At 71.0% G+C, this 20,399-nt stretch carries 22 protein-coding genes; 9 read left to right on the top strand and 13 right to left on the bottom strand.

The window, feature by feature from the left end; translation table 11 throughout:
- Positions 1-351 precede the first annotated feature (351 nt).
- Positions 352-1,002, bottom strand: a complete 651-nt coding sequence (locus tag ACNYS0_RS32575; RefSeq protein WP_422478710.1) for an HAD-IA family hydrolase — start codon at positions 1,000-1,002, stop codon at positions 352-354.
- Positions 1,003-1,073: 71 nt separating this feature from the next.
- Here ACNYS0_RS32575 and ACNYS0_RS32570 point away from each other — a divergent pair, with 71 nt between their 5' ends.
- Positions 1,074-1,433 (top strand): hypothetical protein, encoded by a 360-nt coding sequence (locus tag ACNYS0_RS32570; protein ID WP_422430053.1) that lies wholly within the window; start codon positions 1,074-1,076, stop codon positions 1,431-1,433.
- Positions 1,434-1,545: 112 nt separating this feature from the next.
- On the top strand, positions 1,546-1,926 hold the full coding sequence (locus ACNYS0_RS32565) for a hypothetical protein (protein ID WP_422482840.1): 381 nt from the start codon (positions 1,546-1,548) through the stop codon (positions 1,924-1,926).
- 13 nt (positions 1,927-1,939) lie between these two features.
- Here the strand turns inward: ACNYS0_RS32565 and ACNYS0_RS32560 are convergent, their stop codons facing one another.
- The 3 genes from ACNYS0_RS32560 to ACNYS0_RS32550 form a co-directional block, all read right to left on the bottom strand.
- Complete coding sequence (locus ACNYS0_RS32560) at positions 1,940-2,443, bottom strand: GNAT family N-acetyltransferase (protein ID WP_422478708.1); 504 nt, start codon at positions 2,441-2,443, stop codon at positions 1,940-1,942.
- A gap of 39 nt (positions 2,444-2,482) precedes the next feature.
- On the bottom strand, positions 2,483-3,001 hold the full coding sequence (locus tag ACNYS0_RS32555; protein ID WP_422478706.1) for a sigma-70 family RNA polymerase sigma factor: 519 nt from the start codon (positions 2,999-3,001) through the stop codon (positions 2,483-2,485).
- Positions 3,002-3,075: 74 nt separating this feature from the next.
- A complete protein-coding gene (locus ACNYS0_RS32550; RefSeq protein WP_422482839.1) occupies positions 3,076-4,227 on the bottom strand; it encodes a glycerophosphodiester phosphodiesterase in 1,152 nt (383 codons plus the stop codon).
- 333 nt (positions 4,228-4,560) lie between these two features.
- Between ACNYS0_RS32550 and ACNYS0_RS32545 the strand changes: the two genes are divergently transcribed.
- Positions 4,561-5,250 carry a lysophospholipid acyltransferase family protein gene (locus ACNYS0_RS32545; protein WP_327664252.1) on the top strand — a complete coding sequence of 230 codons (690 nt, stop codon included), beginning with the start codon at positions 4,561-4,563 and terminating at the stop codon, positions 5,248-5,250.
- A gap of 198 nt (positions 5,251-5,448) precedes the next feature.
- On the opposite strand, the gene ACNYS0_RS32540 is transcribed toward ACNYS0_RS32545, so the two are convergent.
- Complete coding sequence (locus ACNYS0_RS32540; protein ID WP_422478704.1) at positions 5,449-6,981, bottom strand: MFS transporter; 1,533 nt, start codon at positions 6,979-6,981, stop codon at positions 5,449-5,451.
- Complete coding sequence (locus ACNYS0_RS32535; protein WP_422478702.1) at positions 6,978-7,529, bottom strand: TetR/AcrR family transcriptional regulator; 552 nt, start codon at positions 7,527-7,529, stop codon at positions 6,978-6,980. The genes ACNYS0_RS32540 and ACNYS0_RS32535 overlap by 4 nt, the downstream gene beginning before the upstream one ends.
- A gap of 121 nt (positions 7,530-7,650) precedes the next feature.
- On the opposite strand from ACNYS0_RS32535, the gene ACNYS0_RS32530 reads away from it, so the two are divergent.
- Complete coding sequence (locus ACNYS0_RS32530; protein WP_385759817.1) at positions 7,651-7,920, top strand: hypothetical protein; 270 nt, start codon at positions 7,651-7,653, stop codon at positions 7,918-7,920.
- A gap of 108 nt (positions 7,921-8,028) precedes the next feature.
- Here ACNYS0_RS32530 and argH read toward each other — a convergent pair whose 3' ends face one another.
- Positions 8,029-9,456 carry an argininosuccinate lyase gene (gene argH, locus ACNYS0_RS32525; protein WP_422478700.1) on the bottom strand — a complete coding sequence of 476 codons (1,428 nt, stop codon included), beginning with the start codon at positions 9,454-9,456 and terminating at the stop codon, positions 8,029-8,031.
- Between the two features lie 178 nt (positions 9,457-9,634).
- Here argH and ACNYS0_RS32520 point away from each other — a divergent pair, with 178 nt between their 5' ends.
- The 4 genes from ACNYS0_RS32520 to ACNYS0_RS32505 all read left to right on the top strand — a co-directional run bounded on the left by ACNYS0_RS32520 (position 9,635) and on the right by ACNYS0_RS32505 (position 12,969).
- Positions 9,635-10,531 (top strand): DMT family transporter, encoded by an 897-nt coding sequence (locus ACNYS0_RS32520; RefSeq protein ID WP_422478698.1) that lies wholly within the window; start codon positions 9,635-9,637, stop codon positions 10,529-10,531.
- Positions 10,532-10,549: 18 nt separating this feature from the next.
- Positions 10,550-11,137 carry a pyridoxamine 5'-phosphate oxidase family protein gene (locus tag ACNYS0_RS32515; protein WP_422478696.1) on the top strand — a complete coding sequence of 196 codons (588 nt, stop codon included), beginning with the start codon at positions 10,550-10,552 and terminating at the stop codon, positions 11,135-11,137.
- Between the two features lie 12 nt (positions 11,138-11,149).
- Positions 11,150-11,851, top strand: a complete 702-nt coding sequence (locus ACNYS0_RS32510; protein ID WP_422482838.1) for a L,D-transpeptidase family protein — start codon at positions 11,150-11,152, stop codon at positions 11,849-11,851.
- A gap of 104 nt (positions 11,852-11,955) precedes the next feature.
- On the top strand, positions 11,956-12,969 hold the full coding sequence (locus ACNYS0_RS32505; protein ID WP_422478694.1) for a bile acid:sodium symporter family protein: 1,014 nt from the start codon (positions 11,956-11,958) through the stop codon (positions 12,967-12,969).
- A 69-nt stretch (positions 12,970-13,038) separates the two neighbouring features.
- Here the strand turns inward: ACNYS0_RS32505 and ACNYS0_RS32500 are convergent, their stop codons facing one another.
- From ACNYS0_RS32500 to ACNYS0_RS32475, 6 genes are all read right to left on the bottom strand, one after another.
- Positions 13,039-13,599, bottom strand: coding sequence for an arginine repressor (locus ACNYS0_RS32500; protein ID WP_422406183.1), 561 nt, complete (start codon positions 13,597-13,599; stop codon positions 13,039-13,041).
- 15 nt (positions 13,600-13,614) lie between these two features.
- Positions 13,615-14,811, bottom strand: a complete 1,197-nt coding sequence (locus tag ACNYS0_RS32495) for an acetylornithine transaminase (protein WP_422478692.1) — start codon at positions 14,809-14,811, stop codon at positions 13,615-13,617.
- On the bottom strand, positions 14,808-15,752 hold the full coding sequence (gene argB / locus ACNYS0_RS32490) for an acetylglutamate kinase (RefSeq protein ID WP_385759788.1): 945 nt from the start codon (positions 15,750-15,752) through the stop codon (positions 14,808-14,810). Before argB ends, ACNYS0_RS32495 begins: the two co-directional genes overlap by 4 nt.
- Entirely contained in the window at positions 15,749-16,900 is a 1,152-nt protein-coding gene (gene argJ / locus ACNYS0_RS32485; protein WP_422478689.1) for a bifunctional glutamate N-acetyltransferase/amino-acid acetyltransferase ArgJ, read from the bottom strand. The genes argB and argJ overlap by 4 nt, the downstream gene beginning before the upstream one ends.
- Positions 16,897-17,925 (bottom strand): N-acetyl-gamma-glutamyl-phosphate reductase, encoded by a 1,029-nt coding sequence (gene argC / locus ACNYS0_RS32480; protein WP_422478687.1) that lies wholly within the window; start codon positions 17,923-17,925, stop codon positions 16,897-16,899. The genes argJ and argC overlap by 4 nt, the downstream gene beginning before the upstream one ends.
- A gap of 102 nt (positions 17,926-18,027) precedes the next feature.
- The gene (locus tag ACNYS0_RS32475) at positions 18,028-19,263 is read right to left on the bottom strand and encodes a hypothetical protein (RefSeq protein WP_422478685.1); all 1,236 of its coding nucleotides are present in this window, start codon (positions 19,261-19,263) and stop codon (positions 18,028-18,030) included.
- A 142-nt stretch (positions 19,264-19,405) separates the two neighbouring features.
- Between ACNYS0_RS32475 and ACNYS0_RS32470 the strand changes: the two genes are divergently transcribed.
- Positions 19,406-20,398, top strand: a complete 993-nt coding sequence (locus ACNYS0_RS32470) for an aldo/keto reductase (RefSeq protein ID WP_422478683.1) — start codon at positions 19,406-19,408, stop codon at positions 20,396-20,398.
- Position 20,399: the final 1 nt, after the last annotated feature.

Here is a 20,399-nt window from a genome sequence, read left to right as displayed (position 1 = left end):
CTTGGCTCGTTTCCGGGCGCGCGACAGGTCTCGCAGAGGCGGATGAACCCGTGAGGAGAAGCTGTGCGCGGGGCAGGCCCGGTCACGTAGGCGGACTGTTTCTCCCTGCGGAGTCACTCCCTACGGAACAGGGCGCGCGGGTCTCGCTTCGGGGCGCGAGAACAGGCGATGTGGGGGCCCTCAGAAGGCGCACATTCGACACATACAAGCAGCACCGGGCGTCATGGTCGCCTCGGTCGCAAGGGTGCGGCTGCTCGTCGTGGTCATGTCGGCAAGTAAAGCAGACGTGAGGACGCGGACGGCCCCCGCTGTCCGCTATTCGGACAGCGGGGGCCGGTGTTCCACTTGCCCTCAGGGGGCGGCCGTGATCTCCACGCCCGCGTCCGTGACCTGCGCGGACACCGCGGAGAGGTCCTTCACCACGACATCGGCGGAGAGCTCGTCCGCCTCGTGCGTTGTGGTCAACGCCACGGTCCTCATGCCGCCCACGCGGCCCGCGGTGAGACCGGCCGGGGCGTCCTCGAAGACGACGCAGCGCTCCGGGTCCACGCCCAGCTTCCCGGCGGCGAGCAGGAACGGCTCGGGGTTCGGCTTGCCGTGCGTGATGTCGTCCGCGGCGATCAGCAGCGGCGTCCTGATCCCGACGGCCGCGAGCCGGGCCTCGGCGAGGCGGCGGGTGGCGGAGGTGACGACGGCCCAGTTCTCGTCGGGCAGCGAGGTGAGCAGGTCGAGGGTGCCGGGCAGGACGTGGGTGCCTCCGTTGGGCACGTCCTCGACCTCCAGCTCCTCGATGCGCCTGACGGCGTCCGCGACCTTGTCGGCGGGCAGCAGGTCGGCGGCGATTTCGGCGGCGGGGCGGCCGTGCAGTTCGACGGCGGCGAAGGCCTCGGCGGTGATCCCGTACTCCTCGGCCCAGCGGGTCCAGCAGCGGTACACCGACTCCATCGACGAGAGCAGGGTTCCGTCGTTGTCGAACAGCAGGGCGTCAGCGGTGATCTTCATATGTCCCAAGGCTAAACGTGACACCGGGGTCGAGCGCATCGGGTCTTTTGGCCCGTAATAGGCTCACGGCCATGCTTGATGTCCTGACCCTGGTGACGGGTCTCGCCGCGCTGGCGCTCGCGGCCTGGTGCGGTTTCGCCGCGTATCGCGACCAGCCCACCAAGGACTGGCACTTCATCGGCATGGCCGTGGTGTCGGTGCTCGCGCTGGTGCAGCTGGTGGTCGGGATCGTGCAGCTCGCGCGGGGCGAGAAGCCGGACCAGGGCACGACGATCTTCGTCGCGTATCTGATCGGGGCGTTCGCCTGCGTTCCGGCGGCGGGCTTCATGTCGCTCGCCGAACGCACCCGCTGGGGCTCGATCACGGTCGCCGCGGGCGGCGTCGTGCTGGCCGTGCTCGAAGTACGGCTCTTTGACATCTGGGGAGGCTGAGGTGGCTGTGACCGCTGAAGAGAAGGACACCTCGAAGGACACCTCGAAGGCCGCCGCGAAGGCCTCGGCGAAGGCCGAGAAGAAGCGGCGCCGCCTCATCAGCGGGCCCGGCATGCTGCTGGTGTGGCTGTACGGCGTGATGGTCGTCGGTGCCGTGTCGCGGTCGGCCGTGCAGATCTCCACCGAGTTCGACAAAGCGCCGCTGGCGTACTCGCTGTCGGCGGTGGCGGGGCTCGTGTACGCCTTCATCACGTACTCGCTGGTGCGCGGCGGGGACACGGCCCGACGGGCCGCTTTCGTGTGCTGCGGCCTGGAGCTCGCGGGCGTGCTGATCGTCGGTACGTGGACGCTGGTGGAGCCGTCCGCGTTCCCGGACGCGACCGTGTGGTCGGACTTCGGGGTCGGCTATCTGTTCATCCCCGTACTGCTGCCGCTGAGCGCGATGTACTGGCTGCGCAAGGGTGTGCTGCAACGGCAGCAGCCGGAGAGCTGACCGGCAGGGCCCTCTAGGCGCTCGCCGCAAAGGCGTTCGCCTCGGTGTCCTTGGCGAGCGTCACCACGGTGAGCCTCTCGTCGACCCGCTCGGTCGACACGGGCGCGTAGCCGTGCTGGCGGTACAGGCGCAGGTTGTGGTCGCTGCGGTGGCCGGTGAACAGCTGGAAGCGCTTGGCCGTGCCCGCCGCGCCCAGCTCGGCCTCCACCGCCGAGAGCAGCCGGCCGCCCAGGCCGTGGCGCTGCATGCGCGGATGGACGATCAGCTTGTTGATGTGCGCCGTGCCGTCGGCGTCGACCGTGCCGCGCACCGACGCGACGACCTCGTCGCCGAGGCGTGCCACGAGCACGGTGCCGCTGGTGAGTTCGGCCCTCACGGAGTCCAGGGACTGTGTGAGCGGCTCGATCGTGTAGTCCCCGTAGAGCTGCGCCTCGCTCTGGTAGCAGAGGTACTGGAGCTTCAGAATCTGCTCGGCATCCGCTTCGGTCGCCGCAGAGATGGTCACGCTCATGCCCATGTGTGCATGCCTCCCGCTCACCTGTTCGCCGGTTGTCCTTCACCCTTTTCCCCGGCGGGCCCTGGGCGCAACCTCGGAGGGCAGGATTCTGCGCAGGCAACCCAGACATCTGGAACGTTCCGGCCCAAGGCTGCCCTGTGAGATACCCAACTCGCCCGCGATCTCACGGTAAGTGAGGTCCTGCGGGGACAGCAGGGCGCCGATGAGGCGCGGGCAGCGCCCCGGCAGCCGGCTCACCGCACGGCGCAGTGCCCGGTCGCGTTCGTGGGTGAGCGCGCGGCGCTCCGGGTCCACGGCGGCCGGATCGGCGGCGGCCGTCAGCCCGTACGGCTGCTCGCGCAGCGCCGCGCTCCGCTGGAGCCGGGCCTCGGCGCCGACCGCTTCGCGCAGCCACGCGGCGGGGTCCGCGGGCGGCCCCTGGGTGCGCAGGCGTTCCAGGAGGCGGACCCAGACGGCCTGTTCGAGGTCGCCGGGGTCGACGGCGGCGCCCGGGAGCTCCGCGCGGACCTCGGCGGCGAGGAGCGGGCGCAGGGACGCGATCACGGTGTCGTACGTCATGCCTTGCGCGACGAGGCCGCCCCGGGGGCCGGTTGCCGGGGCGGCCTCGTCTCACTCCAACCGGCGTGCCGGGGTCACCCGTTGACGAAGTCCTCGCGGGCGAGGAGCGCCGTGTCGCAGTTGTCCGAGAAGATGCCGTCGATGCCGGTCCCGTAGTACGCCTTGAACGCGCCGAACGCGTCGCCGTACGCGTTCGGGTCCGTGCCCTTCTTGAAGTCGGCCGGCAGGAAGGTGTTCTCGTTGCGCATCGTGTACGGGTGCAGGACGAGACCCGCCTTGTGCGCGTCCCTCACCAGGGTGGTGGGTTCGAGCAGCTTGCCGTTCGCGTCCTTCGGGATGATCAGGTCGAGCGTCGGGCCGATGCCGTTCGCGTACGACGCGATCTCCGCGAGGCCCTTGGGCGTGATCAGGTCGGCGACGGTGCGCGGGTCGCCGCTGTCCACGAAGTCGTACGGCCGGGACTTCGCCGTGGACAGCAGGACCGCGAGCGGGTTGTCGACCAGCTTGTTCATGCGCTGGATGCTCGTCGGCTCGAAGGACTGGATGATGACGGGCGAGTTCTTCCGGTGCAGTCCGTGGGCGCGCAGCACCTTGGCGAGGCGCTCCTCCAGGGCGAGGTTCTGCTTGCGGAAGTAGGTGGGGTGCTTGAGCTCCGGGTAGATCCAGACCTCGCGGCCGAGCTTCTTGCTCTGCTCGGCGCGCCAGCGAAGCACCTCCTCGAAGGTGGGGATCTCCCAGCGGCCGTCGTAGATCGTGTTGTGCTGGCGGGTGCCCGGGATGCGCTCCTTGGCGCGCAGCGTCTTCAGCTCGGCGAGCGTGAAGTCCTCGGTGAACCAGCCGGTGGTGGCCACCCCGTCGAGGCTCTTCGTCTTCTTGCGGTCGGCGAACTCGGGGTGGTCCGACACATTCGTCGTGCCGCCGATCTCCGGTTCGTGACGGCATACGAGATGGCCGTCCTTGGTCGGACAGAGGTCGCCAGCCTCGATGATGTGCGCGCCCATGTCGAGCGCGAGCTGGTACGAGCCGAGGGTGTGCTCCGGCCGGTAGCCGCTGGTGCCGCGGTGCGCGATGACCGTGGGCACGGGGAGGCCCGCGAGGCCCTTGTTCATGTTATTCGCGCCACTTTCTCTCTCGGCGGCTCTCGCCGTTCCGGCCGCCCCGAGTGCCGTCGCGCTCGCGCCGAGGACCGCCGCGCCGAGCAGCGAGCGGCGGCCGAGCGCCGCCATGCCCTGTGGCTGCCGCGCCCCCTGTGCGGCCTGCGACTTCTCGTTCCCCTTGTTCCCCATGAAGAACTCCTCCCACCAAGTACTGCCTTGCACCTGTCAAAGCGAGACCGATCGTAGGGGTGGGGAAGTGACGAGTGGGAGACCCCGGGCGGAACGTCAGGGTGATGCGGCGTGGCGTCCGGGCGTTGCACACACATCAACGGGGCGCAAACTTCGGTCAACTCCGCGTATCCAGTCCGTGAACCCGATGTGCAACGGGTACTCGTGCGCGAGTATCGTCCTCACCTGCACAGACTCCTCAGTCCAATCCAGGTGTTCACCACCATTCATTCCTTGACATCGGAGGGCTCGTTGTCCCGCTTCGCGCTCATCAAGGCAGTGCTCGGTCCGATCATGCGCCTGATGTTCCGCCTACGTGTGGAAGGCGCAGAGAAGATTCCGGGGAACGGTCCCGTCATTCTGGCGGGCAACCACCTGACGTTCATCGACTCGATGCTCCTGCCGCTCGTCTGTGACCGGCAGGTCTTCTTCATCGGCAAGGACGAGTACGTCACCGGCAAGTCCCTCAAGGGCCGCCTCATGGCGTGGTTCTTCACCGGGGTCGGCATGATCCCGGTCGACCGCGACGGGGCCAACGGCGGTGTGGCCGCGCTGATGACCGGCCGCCGCATCCTGGAAGAGGGCAACATCTTCGGGATCTACCCCGAGGGCACGCGCTCCCCCGACGGCCGCCTGTACCGCGGCCGGACCGGTATCGCCCGGCTGACGCTGATGACGGGTGCGCCCGTCGTTCCCTTCGCGATGATCGGCACCGACAAGTTGCAGCCGGGGGGTGCGGGGATTCCGCGTCCCGGCAAGGTGACGGTGCGGTTCGGTGAGCCGATGGAGTTCTCCCGCTACGACGGGATGGGGCGCGACCGGTATGTGCTGCGGGCCGTGACGGACTCGGTCATGACCGAGGTCATGCGGCTCTCCGGCCAGGAGTACGTGGACATGTACGCCTCGAAGGCGAAGGCGGCGTAAGCCTTTCGGCGGGTGCCGTGGACCCGGCCGACCGAGTGTCTCGGTCGACCGGGTTTTTTGCTGCGCCGGGGCCGGGGGCCGCCTTGCCCACCCTGCCGCCCAAGGCGGCAGATTGCCCAAGGCTCGGTCGGCCGAATCAAGCCCCGCCGGCGATTGAGGCGCGGGGTCCGGGGCGGAGCCCCGTGGCCGGGGGACGGGTCACTGTTCCAGGCGCTGGCCGCGCAGCAGGAACCACGCCGCCACCGACGTCGCCAGAAGCACCACCGCTCCGACGCCCGCCGCGACCTGAAGACCGTCCACGAAGGCCGACCGCGCCCCCGCGAGAAGCGCATCCGCCTGCCCCGCCGGCAGGCCGCCCGCCACCTCGACCGCCCCACCGAGCGAGTCATGCGCCGCCACGGCCACGTCCTCCGGCGTCCCCGCCGGAACCGTGAACCCGGAGTAGACCCCGGTCACGATCGAGCCGAGCAGCGCGATACCCAGCGCCGTACCGAGCTCGTACGCCGTCTCGGACACCGCCGACGCCGCACCCGCCTGTTCCTTGGGCACGCTGGAGAGGATCACGTCGGCCGTCACCGTGAACGAGAAGCCCGCGCCGACGCCGACGACGAGCAGCACCGCGCCGAGGAGTGGATAACCGGTCGACTGGCTCAGCGTGGTGAGCGCGGCGAGGGCCAGGCCCACCGCCGCGAGCCCGCCCGCGACCACGGCACGCACCGAGAAGCGCCGCGCCACCGTACCGGCGATCAGACCCGCCACCACCGCGCCCACCGCGGCCGGGAGTTCGGCGAGCCCCGCCTCGAACGGCGCCCGCCCCTGCACCAGTTGCAGGAACTGGGAGAGGAAGAAGACCAGACCCGCGAGGCCGAGAATCGTCAGGAGGTCGGCCAGGACCGCGCCCGAGAACCCGCGGTTGTGGAACAGCCGCATGTCCAACAGGGGCTCCCGGAGCGAGAGCTGACGCCGCACGAACCACACGAGCGCCGCCACACCGAGCACCGCCGACACCGCCACCCCGGCACCGAAGCCGTGCGCCGCCGCTTCCTTCACCGCGTAGACGACACCGATCATGCCGACGAGGGACAGCACCACGCTCAGCAGGTCCCAGGGGCCCGGCACCGGGTTCTTCGACTCGGGGATGAGCTTCGCGCCGACGATCACCAGGATCGCCATCACGGGCAGGTTGATCAGGAAGACCGAGCCCCACCAGAAGTGCTCGAGCAGGAATCCGCCGACGACCGGGCCGACCGCTGCGCCCGCCGAGGCCATGGCACCCCAGATGCCGATGGCCAGCGAACGCTCGCGCGGGTCGTGGAAGATGTTGCGGATCAGGGCCAGCGTGGAGGGCATCAGGGTCGCGCCCGCGACACCCAGCAGGGCGCGCGCCAGGATCATCAGCTCAGGCGTCGTGGCGTACGCGTTGAGCACGGAGACCGCGCCGAAGGCGACCGCTCCCACGAGGAGCAGCTTCTTGCGGCCGATGCGGTCGCCGAGGCTGCCCATCGAGACGAGCAGTCCGGCGATGACGAACGAGTAGACGTCGCCGATCCAGAGCAGCTGGGTGCCGGAGGGCTTCAGGTCCTCGCTGATGTACGGGGTCGCGAGGCCGAGGACGGTCGCGTCGACGGCGACGAGCAGCACGGCCAGCACGAGGACGGAGAGGGCGAGCCACCGCGCGGGACGGGACTCCACCACCTCCGCCGCAGGGGTGCGCTGTGGTGTGCTGGTCATGGTTCCACTCTCCGTAGTGCGCCGCCGAGCAGCAGCTCGACGATCATGAATTGGAAGTCCTTGGCCGCGACGCGGCCGTCCTGTACCGCCCAGGCGCCGCTGCCGATGAGCCCGTAGAGCGCCTCGGTCAGCCAGGCGGGTGTCAGGTCGATCCGGAACTCGCCCGTCTCCTGGCCGCGCCGGAACAGCGCTTCGATGCGGGAGTCGAGGCGGGCCCAGCCCTCGTGCTGCTGCTCGCCCTCGAACAGCTGGTTCTCCGTGACGAGGAAGGCGAGCAGTGGCGCCGCGGGCTCCAGCTCGCGGACGAGGGCGCGCAGCGCGTCCGCGGCCGGCCCCTCGTCGGGCCCGGCCCGGTCGAGCGCCGATTCACACTCGGCGATGCCGAGCTCCTCCAGCGCGCGGACCAGCGCGTCCCGGCCCGCGAACTGGCGGTGCAGGGTCGCGCGGCTGATGCCGGCGGCCCGCGCCACCTCGTCCATGGTGGCCGTGGATTTGCGGGTCAGCAGGGCGGCGGCGCTGTGCAGTACCTGGGCGCGATCGACTGGCATGAGACGAGAGTACATCAAGTGAGACATGAATGTCTCACGCGAGGCGGGGGCGTCTCCAGTGGTCGCCCTTCTCACGCGGTGCTACGACTGTCGGGACGTCCGACTCTCGGGAGGTACCGGCATGGGGTGCTGCATCTTCGCGGCGATGGCCGCCATCGGGCCGCGCGTGGCCCTGGTGATCACGTGGCTGTTCACCAACCTTGTGGACCGCGCCTTCAACGGCGTTCTGCTGCCGCTCATCGGCCTGATCCTGCTGCCCTGGACCACCCTGGGCTACGTCATCGCGTACGCGCCCGTGGTCGGCGTCCGCGGGATCGGCTGGGTCGTGATCGTCTTCGGCCTGCTGCTCGACCTGTCGAGCTACGGAGGCGGGGCCCGGGCCCGCCGCTGACGCTCCGCCCGCGCTCGACCCACGCACGACGTACGCACACCGAAGGGCCCGGCCGTCCACGGATGGACGAACCGGGCCCTGTTCGGTACCTACCGGGTACCTACGGGGTCACTTCTTCGCGTCGGCCCAGGTGCGCTGCACCGTCAGGTCCCGCTTGACCTCGGCGAGCTGGACGGCGACCGCGCTCGGCGCCGTGCCACCGCGGCCGGAGCGGGAGGCCAGGGCGCCCGGAACGTTGAGCACCGTGCGGACCTCGGGGCTGAGGTGCTCGGAGATCTTGGCGAACTGCTCGTCGGTGAGGTCGTCGAGCTCCTTGCCCTCGGACTCCGCGACCTTGACGCACTCGCCCGCGACATCGTGCGCCACGCGGAACGGCACGCCCTGCTTGACCAGCCACTCGGCGATGTCCGTGGCGAGCGAGAAACCGGCCGGGGCCAGCTCCTCCATGCGCTCCCGGTTGACCGTGAGCGTCGCCATCATGCCGGTGAACGCCGGGAGCAGAAGGCGCAGCTGGTCGCAGGAGTCGAAGACCGGCTCCTTGTCCTCCTGGAGGTCACGGTTGTACGCGAGCGGGAGCGCCTTGAGCGTCGCCATCAGGCCCGTGAGGTTGCCGATGAGGCGGCCCGACTTGCCGCGCGCCAGCTCCGCGATGTCCGGGTTCTTCTTCTGCGGCATGATCGACGAGCCGGTGGAGAAGGCGTCGTGGAGCGTGACGAAGGAGAACTCCTTCGTGTTCCACAGGATGATCTCCTCGGCGATCCGCGAGATGTTCACGCCGATCATCGCGGTGATGAAGGTGAACTCGGCGACGAAGTCACGGGAAGCCGTGCCATCGATGGAGTTGGCCGAGCTGCCGTGCTCGAAGCCGAGGTCGCGCGCCACCGCCTCCGGGTCGAGGCCGAGGCTGCTGCCGGCCAGGGCGCCGGAGCCGTACGGCGAGACGGCCGTCCGCTCGTCCCACTGGCGCAGCCGCTCCGCGTCCCGGGACAGTGCCTGGACGTGCGCCAGGACGTGGTGGGCGAAGAGCACGGGCTGGGCGTGCTGAAGGTGCGTACGACCGGGCATCGCGACGGCCGGGTGCGCCTCGGCGAGGCCGACGAGGGCCTCCTGGAGGTCGGCGATCAGGCCGCCGATGACCCGGGCCTCGTCCCGCAGGTACATCCGGAAGAGCGTCGCCACCTGGTCGTTCCGGGAGCGGCCCGCGCGCAGCTTGCCGCCGAGGTCCACACCGAGACGCTCGAGGAGGCCGCGCTCCAGGGCCGTGTGCACGTCCTCGTCGGCGATCGTGCCGACGAAGGAGCCGTCCGCGACGTCCGTCTCCAGCTGGTCGAGGCCGGCGATCATGCGGGCCAGCTCGTCCTCGGTGAGCAGTCCCGCCTTGTTCAGCACGCGCGCGTGGGCACGGGAACCCGCGATGTCGTACGGGGCGAGGCGCCAGTCGAAGTGGACGGAGGCGGAGAGTTTCGCCAGGGCCTCGGCCGGGCCGTCGGCGAACCGGCCGCCCCAGAGGCGGACATCGCCGGTGTTGCTGCTCACGTGCTCTGCTCCTCGGGCCGGTGGATCTGAATGCCGGTGCGTTGTGCCGGTCGTTTCAAGCTGTGCATGATTATGCAGGGTCCCGTATGTTTCGTCAATCGCGCCCGGGTCACCCGTTCGGGGCCGCCGCACCGGAACCCGCGCATGACCGTTCGGACGCGGGGTACCCGGCGATGTCATGATCACGCGGCCTGCCCTCCCGACGCGCACCCGCGCCCTCATCGGCATGGGTGTCGGCGGACTCTCGCTCTCCCTCGCCCCCGTCCTCATCGACCTCTCCGGCACCTCGCCGGGCACGGCCTCGTATCTGCGCTGCGCGCTGGCCCTGCCGCTGCTCGCGCTGCTGTGCGCGCCGGAGCGGCGCAGGGAGGGGGCGCCGGGCGCCCGCCGTCTCGCGCTCGCGGCGCTGGCGGGAGCGCTGTTCGCGGGCGACATGCTGCTGTGGACGGCGGCCATCGGGGAGGTCGGGGCCGGCCTGTCCACGGTCCTGGTCAATGTCCAGGTGGTGCTCGTGCCGCTGCTCGCGTGGCTGGTGGACGGCGAGCGGGTCACGCGGCGCTTCCTGCTGTGGCTGCCGCCGCTCGTCGTCGGCGTCGCGCTGACCGGCGGCGTGTTCTCCGACGCGGTCGGCGCCGAGCCGCTCCTGGGCACCGTGCACGCGCTGCTCGCCGCGCTCTGCTACTCGGGGTTCCTCTTCCTGCTGCGGCGCGGCGGGCTCTCCGGGCAGGTGCGGCAGACGTATCTGGTCGTCACCGCGTCCGCGGCCGTCGTCTCGCTGGGGGCCGGAGCCCTGTGGTCCGGTGTCGAGTTCGCGCCGGGGTGGGCCGCCGTCGGGTGGCTGGCCGGGGCCTCGCTGACGAGCGGCGTGATCGGGTGGCTGCTCGTCGCCGTGCACTCCCCGCACCTGGCGAGCCATGTCGGCGCCGTGCTGCTCCTGCTCACCCCGGTCGGCGCGCTCGTCTGCGGGGCCCTCGTCCTCGGCGAACGCCCGGCACCGCTCCAACTGGCGGGCTGTGTCCTGTTGTTGGCCGCCGGATATTTCGCGGTGCGGACTGCCACCACAAAGGATGCGTGAACCGGGCATCATCCCGGTATGGGAAAAAGTCATGAACGCATAGAGGGCCGCCTGCGCACGTTCATCGAGGAGCAGCCGGTCTTCTTCACCGCCACCGCCCCGCTCTCCGACGACGGGACGGTCAACCTCTCCCCCAAGGGCCTCAAGGGCTCCTTCGCCGTGCTCGACGAACGGACCGTCGCCTACCTGGACTTCGCGGGTTCCAATGCGGAGACCATCGCCCACCTGCGCGAGAACGGCCGGATCACGCTGATGTGGTGCGCGTTCCAGGGCCCGCCGAACATCGTCCGGGTGCACGGCCGCGGCGAGCCCGTGTTCCGCGACGACCCGCGCTTCGCCGAGCTGGTCGGTCGCTTCCCGGACATCGACCCGACCCGCAACGGCCTGCGCGCGGTCATCGTCGTGCGCGCCGAGCACATCCGCGACACCTGCGGCTACGCCGTGCCCTTCATGACGTACGACGAGGACCGCGACCTGCACGGCAGGCGCTTCGCGCGCGAGGACGACGCGGGGCTCGACGCGTACTTCCAGAAGAAGGAGTACATCGCGGAGAGCCTGGACGGCCTGCCCGGGCTGCCGTTGCCGCTGCCTCCCGCTACGTTCTGACGCATGCGCCCCATTCGAGCAGGTATCGCCACCGCCGTCGCCGCCTGTGCCGCCCTCGCGGCGGCCCCCTCCGCCTCCGCCTCCGACCCGCTGCCCGCCCGGATGGCGGACACCGGCGGCGGCCGTCAGCTGATCACCGCCGAGGCGCCCCGTACGTCCTCGACCACTGGGACCGTCACCTGGTGGGACCGGGGCGCGGACGGCCGCTGGATGAAGGCCGGTTCGGCGCCCGCGCGCTTCGGGGCGAAAGGGCTCGTGGCGGGGAGCAAGCGCAAGCAGAGCACCAACACGACCCCGACCGGCCTCTACGACCTGCCCTTCGCGTTCGGCGTCAAGGCGGCGCCCGAGGGCACCACGACGACGTACCGGCGCGTGCACCGCGACTCCTGGTGGTGCCAGGACAACGCCTCCCGCTCGTACAACCGCTGGACCGAGCCGCGCCCCCGCGACTGCCGGGCCGCCGAGTCCGAGCACCTCGCCGACTACGCGACGCAGTACGCGCACGCGCTCGTGGTCGGCTTCAACTACCACCGCCCCGTGCGCGGCCGCGGAGCCGGAATCTTCCTGCACGTCAACGGGCGTGGGGCGACGGCCGGTTGCGTCTCCGTGCCGAAGGACGCGATGCGCGAGATCCTGACCTGGGTGGCCCCCGGGCGGTCCCCGCACATCGCGATCGGGACGACGGGCGGGGCGACGGCCCTCACCCGGTACTGATACGTATACGGATATGGCCACCTATACGGGCACCGACTCCCGTGTAGGGACCACATAACGAGACGGGGTTGCGGGGATTCACCGCGGAGGCGTTGCATCGCCCGGTGCGAAGCGAATCCGAACAGACGTCCCCCGCCTCCCCCGCGGCGGAGCCCACCACCGACGCGGCCGCGGAGACCGGGGCCACCGACCGCGCGGCCCGGCTCGCGGTCACGGTCTTCCCCGTCCTCGTCCTCGTAGCGGGCGCCTGGGGCCTCGCGTCCCCCGGCACCTTCGCCGGCTGGGGCACGAACGTGCCCTACCTGCTGGGCGTCGTGATGTTCTGCATGGGCCTCACCATGACCCTCACGGACTTCAAGGGGGTCGCGCAGCGGCCGTGGGCCGTGGGCCTCGGGCTCGTCGCGCACTACGTGATCATGCCGGGGCTCGGCTGGGCCATCGCCCACGCGCTGGGCCTGTCCCCGCAGTTGGCGGCCGGTGTCATCCTCGTCGGCTGCGCGCCCAGCGGCACCGCGTCCAACGTCGTGACCTATCTGGCGCGCGGCGACGTCGCCCTGTCGGTGTCCGTCGCGACCGTCTCCACGGTGCTCGCCCCGCTCATCACGCCGCCGCTGACGCTGCTGCTCGCGGGCGCGTACCTGCCGGTGGACGCCGGGTCGATGATGACGGACATCCTGAAGACCGTGCTGCTCCCGGTGATCGCGGGCCTGGTCGTGCGTCTCGTGCTCGGCCGGTACGTCGACCGGCTGCTCACGGTGCTGCCGTGGCTGTCCGCCCTGACCATCGCCGTGATCGTGGCCGTGGTGGTGGCGGGCAGCGCCGACGCCATCAAGTCCGCCGCCGCCCTCGTCGTGGTCGCGGTGGTGTTGCACAACGGTCTCGGCCTCGCGCTCGGCTACGGCGCCGGAAAGCTCGGCCGGCTCGGCAAGCCCGCGTCGCGCGCCATGGCCTTCGAGGTCGGCATGCAGAACTCCGGCCTCGCGGCCTCCCTGGCCACGGCGCACTTCAGCCCGCTGGCCGCACTGCCCGCCGCGGTCTTCTCCGTCTGGCACAACGTGTCGGGTGCGCTGGTCGCGGCATGGATGTCGTACCGGGCGCGGAAGGCTTCGGCCGCCTGATCGCACACGCCAGAGGGTGGGCACCGGATCTTGTCCGGTGCCCACCCTCTGGCGTGGGGACGGGAGGCGTCAGTGCTCGTTCTGCGCCAGGCGGAGCATGTGGTCCGCCAGGGACTGGCCGCCCGCCGGGTCCCGGCTGATCAGCATCACCGTGTCGTCGCCCGCGATCGTGCCGAGGATGACGTGCAGTTCGGCCTGGTCGATCGCGGAGGCGAGGAACTGGGCCGCCCCCGGAGGCGTGCGCAGGACCACCAGGTTCGCCGAGGCCTCCGCCGAGATGAGCAGTTCGCCGGCCAGACGGCGCATCCGCTCCTCCTTGGCCGATTCGCCGAGCGGGGCCTGCGGGGTGCGGAAGCCGCCCTCGCTGGGCACGGCGTAGATCAGCTCACCACCGGTGTTGCGGATCTTGACCGCGCCCAGCTCGTCGAGGTCGCGGGAGAGCGTCGCCTGCGTGACCGTGAGGCCGTCGTCGGACAGCAGCTTCGCCAACTGGCTCTGGGAGCGCACCGGTTGACGGTTGAGGATGTCCACTATCCGGCGGTGCCGCGCGGCGCGGGTCTGCGGCACGGCCGCCGCGGCGTGCGCCAGCCGCGTGGCCGCGGCCACGTCTCTCTCCGCTTTGCTGCTCATCGTCGTCCCATTCCCTCAGGCTCGTCCTTCGTCCTCGGCGGCCGTGTCCAGTACGGCGGGCAGCGCCGCGAGGAACGCGTCCGCCTCGGCGTCGCTCAGGTTCAGCGGCGGCATGAGCCGGACGACGTCGGGTGCGGGCGCGTTCACCAGGAGGCCCGCGTCCTGGGCCGCCTGCTGCACCTGCGGTGCGCGCGGCCCGGTGAGCACGATACCCAGGAGCAGGCCCGCACCCCGGACATGGCCGACCAGCGGGTGGCCGAGTGCCTCGACGCCGGCCTTGAGGCGCTCGCCGACGGCCTTGGTGTTCTCCAGGAGTCCTTCGCCCGCGATGGTGTCGAGGACCGCGAGGCCCGCCGCGCAGGCGACCGGGTTGCCGCCGAAGGTGGTGCCGTGCTGGCCGGGCTTCAGGAGCTTCGCCGTGTCGCCGAAGGCGACGGTGGCGCCGAGCGGGAGGCCACCGCCGAGGCCCTTGGCGAGCGTGACGACGTCGGGCTCGATGCCCTCCTCCGCCTGGTACGCGAACCAGTGCCCGGTCCTGCCGACGCCGGTCTGCACCTCGTCGAGCACGAGCAGGGTGCCGGTGGCGCGGGTGATCTCGCGGGCCGCCTTGAGGTAGCCGGCGGGGGGTACGACCACGCCGTTCTCGCCCTGGATGGGCTCGATGATGACGAAGGCCGTCTCTTCGGTGACCGCTGCCCGCAGCGCGTCCACGTCCCCGTACGGAACGTGCGTGACGTCGCCGGGCATCGGCGTGAAACCGTCCTGCTTGCCGGGCTGGCCGGTCAGCGCGAGGGAGCCCATGGTGCGGCCGTGGAAGCCGCCGGTCGTGGCGACCATGTGCGTCCGGCCGGTGAGCCGGCCGATCTTGAACGCGCCCTCGTTGGCCTCGGCGCCCGAGTTGCAGAAGAAGACCGCGCCGTCCCGGCCGAAGAGCTGGAGGAGACGCTCGGCGAGGGCGACGGGCGGTTCGGCGACGAAGAGGTTCGAGACGTGGCCGAGGGAGGCGATCTGCGTGGAGACGGCCTCGACGATCGCCGGGTGGGCGTGGCCAAGGGCATTGACCGCGATGCCGCCGACGAAGTCCAGGTACTCCTTGCCTTCGGCGTCCCACAGCTTGGCGCCCGCGCCCTTGACCAGCGGCAGCCTCGGGGTGCCGTAATTGTTCATCAGGGCGCCCTGCCAGCGCTCCGTCAACTCCTGGTTAGCGGTCACGAGTTGTCCTCCCCCTGTTCGTCGCCCTCTTTGTCGGCCATGACCATCGTGCCGATGCCTTCGTCGGTGAAGATCTCCAGCAGGATCGAGTGCTGGACCCGCCCGTCGATGACGCGGGCGGTGTGCACGCCGTTGCGCACGGCGTGCAGGCAGCCCTCCATCTTCGGGACCATGCCGCTCGCCAGCTCCGGGAGCAGCTTCTCTAGTTCGGTGGCGGTGAGCCGGCTGATGACCTCGTCGGAGTTGGGCCAGTCCTCGTAGAGGCCCTCGACGTCGGTCAGCACCATCAGCGTCTCGGCGTCCAGCGCAGCAGCGAGTGCCGCAGCCGCCGTATCAGCATTGACGTTGTAGACATGCGAGTCGTCCTGGGAACGGGCGATCGAGGAGACGACCGGGATCCGGCCGTCGGCGAGCAGGGCCTCGATGGCTCCGGTGTCGATCTCGGTGATCTCTCCGACCCGGCCGATGTCGACCAGCTCGCCCTCGATGCGGGGCTGGTGCTTGGTGGCGGTGATGGTGTGCGCGTCCTCGCCGGTGATGCCGACGGCGAGCGGCCCGTGCTGGTTGAGCAGGCCGACGAGCTCGCGCTGCACCTGTCCGGCGAGCACCATCCGTACGACGTCCATGGCGTCCTCGGTGGTGACCCGCAGGCCCGCCTTGAACTCGCTGACGATGCCGTGCCGGTCGAGCGCCCTGCTGATCTGCGGGCCGCCGCCGTGCACCACGACGGGCTTGAGCCCCGCGTGGTGCAGGAAGACGACGTCCTGCGCGAACGCGGCCTTCAGGTCCTCGTCGATCATGGCGTTGCCGCCGAACTTGATGACAACCGTCTTGCCGTTGTGCCGGGTCAGCCAGGGCAGCGCCTCGATGAGCGTCTGGGCCTTGGGGAGCGCGGTGTGCTTCCGCGCGGTGGCCTGCTTGCTGTCGTTCGTCTCGCTCATGAGGAGTACGCGCTGTTCTCGTGGACGTAGTCGGCGGTCAGGTCGTTGGTCCAGATCGTCGCGGTCTCGGTGCCCGCGGCGAGGTCGGCGGTGACGACGACCTCCCGGTAGCGCATGTCGACCTTGTCGCGGTCCTCGCCGACGCCGCCGTTCTTGCAGACCCACACGCCGTTGATCGCGACGTTCAGCTCGTCCGGCTCGAAGGTGGCCTTCGTGGTGCCGATGGCGGACAGGACGCGGCCCCAGTTGGGGTCCTCGCCGTGGATGGCGCACTTGAGGAGGTTGTTCCGGGCGATGGAGCGGCCCACCTCGACGGCCTCGTCCTCGCTCGCGGCGTTGATGACCTCGACCTTGATGTCCTTGCTGGCGCCCTCGGCGTCGCCGATGAGCTGTCGGCCGAGGTCGTCGCAGACGAGGCGGACGGCGTTCGCGAACTCCTCGTACTCCGGCGTGACTTCGGCGGCTCCGGAGGCGAGCAGCAGCACCGTGTCGTTCGTGGACATGCAGCCGTCCGAGTCGACCCGGTCGAACGTGACGCGCGTGGCGTCGCGCAGTGCCTTGTCCAGGACCTCGCTGTCGAGGTCGGCGTCCGTGGTGAGGACGACCAGCATCGTGGCGAGGCCGGGGGCCAGCATGCCGGCGCCCTTCGCCATGCCGCCGACGGTCCAGCCCTCGCCCTGGTGCACCGCCGTCTTGTGCACGCTGTCGGTGGTCTTGATGGCGATGGCGGCCTTCTCGCCGCCGTGCTCGGAGAGCTGGGCGGCGACCTTGTCGACGCCCGGCAGCACCTTGTCCATGGGCAGCAGCTCGCCGATGAGGCCGGTCGACGCGACGGCCACCTCCCCGGCGTTCACCTCCAGCACCTCGGCGACCTTCTCGGCCGTCGCGTGCGTGTCCTGGAAGCCCTTGGGCCCGGTGCAGGCGTTGGCGCCACCGGAGTTGAGGACGACCGCGGAGACGGCGCCGCCCTTGAGGACCTGCTCGGACCAGAGGACCGGGGCCGCCTTGACGCGATTGGAGGTGAACACGCCCGCGGCCGCCTGGCGGGGGCCGCGGTTGACCACGAGGGCCAGGTCCGGGTTCCCGCTGTCCTTGATTCCGGCGGCGATGCCCGCGGCCTGGAATCCCTTGGCTGCCGTCACACTCACGGCGCGACTCCGATCGTCGAGAGGCCCGTGGTCTCGTCGAGACCGAGGGCGATGTTCATGGATTGAATGGCACCGCCGGCGGTGCCCTTGGTCAGGTTGTCGATCGCGCTGATGACGATGACGCGACCCGCCGCTTCGTCGTGGGCGACCTGGATCTGCGCCGCGTTCGACCCGTACACGGCGGCCGTCTGCGGCCACTGGCCCTCGGGCAGCAGGTTGACGAACGGCTCGTCGCCGTACGCCTTCTCGTACGCCGCGCGCACCTGGTCGGCGGTGACGCCGGGCTTCGCCTTCGCGCTGCACGTGGCGAGGATGCCGCGGGGCATCGGCGCGAGCGTCGGCGTGAAGGAGACGGAGACCCGCTCCCCCGCCGCCGCGCTGAAGTTCTGGATCATCTCGGGGGTGTGCCGGTGACCGCCGCCCACCCCGTACGGCGACATGTTCCCCATGACCTCGCTGCCGAGCAGGTGCGGCTTGGCCGCCTTGCCCGCTCCGGAGGTGCCGGAGGAGGCGACGATCACGGCCTCGCTCTCCACGAGCGCCGCGGCGTACGCGGGGACGAGGGCGAGCGAGACGGCCGTCGGGTAGCAACCGGGCACCGCGATGCGCTTGGACCCCTCAAGGGCGGCACGGCCACCGGGCAGTTCGGGCAGGCCGTACGGCCACGTACCGGCGTGCGGCGAGCCGTAGAACGTCTCCCAGTCGCCCGCGTCCTTCAGCCGGAAGTCGGCGCCCATGTCGACCACGAGCACGTCCGGGCCGAGCTGCTCGGCGACGGCGGCGGACTGCCCGTGCGGCAGCGCCAGGAAGACGACGTCGTGCCCGGAGAGCACGTCGGCCGTGGTCTCCTGGAGGACTCGGTCGGCGAGCGGGAAGAGGTGCGGCTGGAGCGCGCCCAGGCGCTGCCCCGCGTTCGAGTTGCCCGTCAGGGCGCCGATCTCCACCTCGGGGTGGGCGAGCAGCAGGCGCAGCACTTCGCCGCCCGCGTATCCACTCGCTCCCGCCACTGCTGCGCGTACCGCCATGGAACCCTCCTCCTTGATGGCATGACTATACGTCGCGGTGCACGTTTATGCAACGAGTCGCGTGATCGACGCGGGAGGGCCGTGGGTCGCGGTGCGCACGGTTCAGCCGCGCTCCAGGCGGACGACGACGGGCGCGCCGAACGGGTCGCCGCTCTGCATGACCTCCACCTTTCCGGCACCGATCCATGCGTCGGTGCCGGGCACCCGGTGGATCTCCTTCAGCCACAGCTGCTGGTTCGAGGACTTGCGGGCGCCGGTCGACAGGGGCAGCCGCTGGCGCCCGATCTTCACGCAGCGGTTGTCGTCGGTCAGGTACCAGTTGCCGTCGAGGAAGAGGCCGCCCTCGTCCTGGCCGACCGGGAGCCGCTGCTCGCACTGGCCGGGGGCGGGGTCCTGGTCGACCCATTTCGCGCCGTCACGGCGCAGCCGGATGTACTCGTCCTGCGGTTCGGGCTCGACCTCTCCGTGATTGAAGGAGTTGATGCCGTAGGCGCGCACCTCGCCGCCTTCGAGGGCGACGACCCGGGTCAGGCCCGCGCCGGGCTCGGGCGGGACCGGCTCCTCGAAGCGGGCCCCGGGCGTGTCCACCGGCTTCCATGACGTGCCGTCCCAGTGCGCGGAGGCGGGCTGGGCGTACGCCTCGCCGTGCACCGCCTCGGTACCGGGCCCGGTCGAGCGGCTGCCGACCGCCCACACGTCGTCGGGCCCCGCGACGGCCAGGTCGGCCACCTTGTACGGGAGGCGGGTCGTGGTCCACCGTGTGCCGTCCCAGTGGGCCGCGGTCTGCTCGCCGGTGAGCGTCCAGATGTCGTCGGGGGACGCGGCGTCGAGGTCGGCGGCCGCTCCTGGCGGCGGGTTCGGCACCGGGGACCAGCGGGCGCCGTCCCACCGCACCCACGTGGCCGCCGAAGCGTCCGCCTGCGGCACGCCTCCCCGGCGCGGGTTCGACCGCATCCACAGGGCCTTGTCGCCGACCTCTTCGAGCATCGGTGGGTAGCCGTCACCGTCACCGAGCGCGTCGGGCAGCGGCTCGCGACTCCACCGCTTGCCGTCGTAGTGCAGGAGCAGCGGGGAGTAGCTTCCGTCGTTCTCGGCGCCGGCCGCCCAGATGTCGTCCTCGGCGAGGACCGCGACGTCGGTCAGCTCGCCGTTGAAGTCCGCGATGTGCTCGAACTTCCAGGAGAGCGAAGCCTGTTCGGCCTTGGACGGGGCCGGGGACTGGCCGTCCGGGACCTTCGCCTGCCCGCCGGGCGTCCCGCACCCCGCGACGGCGAACAAGGATGCCGCGAGCACGGCACGCACCGCCGTCCCTCCGCGCCGGATCCGCGCTGCGTTCATGACCGCTCCCCCTCGTCGCCCCGCCGGCGTGCCCGGCGCGCGGGCAGCGTACCCGGGGGCGCATCGCTTGCCCTGGAGTGCGCTCCAAGTCATACGGTCGAGCGCGTACGGCACCGGCACCACAACTGGAGGCAGCACACCCATGTCGAACCTTCCCGCTCGCCGCCTGGGCGCGCTCACCGTCTCCGCGCAGGGTCTCGGCTGCATGGGCATGAGCCACGGCTTCGGACCGTCCGACGACGAGCAGTCGATCGGCACGATCCACCGCGCCCTCGACCTCGGCGTCACCCTGCTCGACACCTCGGACTTCTACGGAACCGGGCACAACGAAGAGCTGATCGGCCGCGCCCTCGCCGCACCGGGCCGCCGCGAACAGGCCGTCCTCGCCACGAAGTTCGGCTTCGCCAACAAGCTCGGCGAGCCCGTCGAGATCCGCGGCGACGCGGCCTACGTCCGCCAGGCCTGCGAGGCCTCGCTGCGCCGGCTCGGCGTCGACCACATCGACCTGTACTACCTGCACCGCGTCGACCGGGACGTGCCCATCGAGGAGACCGTGGGCGCGATGGCGGAGCTGGTGAAGGAGGGCAAGGTGCGCCACCTCGGCCTCTCGGAGGCGGGCGCGGACACGCTGCGCAAGGCGTACGCGACGCACCCCATCGCGGCGCTTCAGAGCGAGTTCTCGCTGTGGACGCGCGACCTGGAGGCGGAGATCCTGCCGGTGTGCCGGGAGCTGGGCATCGGCCTCGTCCCGTTCTCCCCGCTGGGGCGCGGCTTCCTCACCGGCGCCTACAAGTCGACGGAGCAGTTCCAGGAGGGCGACCTGCGCCGCCACCAGCCGCGCTTCACGGACGGCAACCTGGAGCGCAATCTCGCGATCGTCGCCCGTCTGGAGGAGTTGGCGGACCGGAAGGGCGTCACGGCGGGCCAGTTGGCGCTCGCCTGGGTCCAGCACCAGGGCGACGACGTGGTCCCGATCCCCGGCACCCGCCGCCAGAAGTACCTGGAGGAGAACGTGGCGGCGGCGACCCTGGAGCTGTCGGCGGACGACCTCGCCGCGATCGACGCGGCGGCCCCCGCCACCGAGGTGGCCGGGGACCGCTACGACGCGAACAGCATGCGGTTCGTCAACGGCTGAG

Source organism: Streptomyces anthophorae, assembly GCF_049310305.1.
Classification (GTDB): domain Bacteria; phylum Actinomycetota; class Actinomycetes; order Streptomycetales; family Streptomycetaceae; genus Streptomyces.
Note: the sequence above shows the minus strand (reverse complement) of the source record. Positions and strands in the feature narration are given on the sequence as shown.

What these genes read in the sequence shown, in the direction of transcription:
- ACNYS0_RS32560 (WP_422478708.1), bottom strand. Translation starts at nt 2,443, where the DNA reads ATGGGCATGAGCGTGACCATCTCTGCGGCGACCGAAGCGGATGCCGAG.
- ACNYS0_RS32475 (WP_422478685.1), bottom strand. Translation starts at nt 19,263, where the DNA reads ATGAACGCAGCGCGGATCCGGCGCGGAGGGACGGCGGTGCGTGCCGTG.
- ACNYS0_RS32530 (WP_385759817.1), top strand. Translation starts at nt 7,651, where the DNA reads ATGGGGTGCTGCATCTTCGCGGCGATGGCCGCCATCGGGCCGCGCGTG.
- ACNYS0_RS32570 (WP_422430053.1), top strand. Translation starts at nt 1,074, where the DNA reads ATGCTTGATGTCCTGACCCTGGTGACGGGTCTCGCCGCGCTGGCGCTC.
- ACNYS0_RS32550 (WP_422482839.1), bottom strand. Translation starts at nt 4,227, where the DNA reads ATGGCGGCGCTCGGCCGCCGCTCGCTGCTCGGCGCGGCGGTCCTCGGC.
- argB (WP_385759788.1), bottom strand. Translation starts at nt 15,752, where the DNA reads ATGAGCGAGACGAACGACAGCAAGCAGGCCACCGCGCGGAAGCACACC.
- ACNYS0_RS32470 (WP_422478683.1), top strand. Translation starts at nt 19,406, where the DNA reads ATGTCGAACCTTCCCGCTCGCCGCCTGGGCGCGCTCACCGTCTCCGCG.
- argC (WP_422478687.1), bottom strand. Translation starts at nt 17,925, where the DNA reads ATGGCGGTACGCGCAGCAGTGGCGGGAGCGAGTGGATACGCGGGCGGC.
- ACNYS0_RS32515 (WP_422478696.1), top strand. Translation starts at nt 10,550, where the DNA reads ATGGGAAAAAGTCATGAACGCATAGAGGGCCGCCTGCGCACGTTCATC.
- ACNYS0_RS32500 (WP_422406183.1), bottom strand. Translation starts at nt 13,599, where the DNA reads ATGAGCAGCAAAGCGGAGAGAGACGTGGCCGCGGCCACGCGGCTGGCG.
- ACNYS0_RS32540 (WP_422478704.1), bottom strand. Translation starts at nt 6,981, where the DNA reads ATGACCAGCACACCACAGCGCACCCCTGCGGCGGAGGTGGTGGAGTCC.
- ACNYS0_RS32520 (WP_422478698.1), top strand. Translation starts at nt 9,635, where the DNA reads ATGATCACGCGGCCTGCCCTCCCGACGCGCACCCGCGCCCTCATCGGC.
- ACNYS0_RS32575 (WP_422478710.1), bottom strand. Translation starts at nt 1,002, where the DNA reads ATGAAGATCACCGCTGACGCCCTGCTGTTCGACAACGACGGAACCCTG.
- ACNYS0_RS32565 (WP_422482840.1), top strand. Translation starts at nt 1,546, where the DNA reads ATGCTGCTGGTGTGGCTGTACGGCGTGATGGTCGTCGGTGCCGTGTCG.
- ACNYS0_RS32555 (WP_422478706.1), bottom strand. Translation starts at nt 3,001, where the DNA reads ATGACGTACGACACCGTGATCGCGTCCCTGCGCCCGCTCCTCGCCGCC.
- ACNYS0_RS32535 (WP_422478702.1), bottom strand. Translation starts at nt 7,529, where the DNA reads ATGCCAGTCGATCGCGCCCAGGTACTGCACAGCGCCGCCGCCCTGCTG.